A 344-nucleotide genomic window follows, 5' to 3' on the forward strand; every position below is an offset into this window, starting at 1 on the left:
TTTTGCTAAGCCTTCGCTAAAGCCTCGATACCATACATCATCAAATTTGCACTCTACTACTTGTTCGCCTTTGGCGTTTATGTACCCCCATTTGCCGTCTTTTTTGACTGCGGCTAAGCCTTCGCTAAAGTCATAGACATCGTCAAACTTACTAGATATCTCCATCTGATTATTATTTTCGTCATGAACAACGAAATTTCCTTTGTTATTGATTGTAAATTGTTTGAGACCCTTTTTAACTTTTGCTAAGCCTTCAATAAAGCCCAGGACCTCATAAAATTTGCACTCTACTACTTGTTCGCCTTTGGTGTTTATGTACCCCCATTTGCCGTCTTTTTTGACTG

1 protein-coding gene is annotated in these 344 nt (G+C 39.0%); it reads right to left on the bottom strand.

Features of this window, described 5'->3' with window-relative positions; all coding sequences use genetic code 11:
- The coding region (locus CDOM15925_RS09935; protein ID WP_169943246.1) for a WG repeat-containing protein at nt 1-344 on the bottom strand (344 nt) is incomplete at both ends.

The sequence above is a fragment of the Campylobacter sp. RM15925 genome (assembly GCF_012978775.1).
GTDB lineage: Bacteria > Campylobacterota > Campylobacteria > Campylobacterales > Campylobacteraceae > Campylobacter_A > Campylobacter_A canis.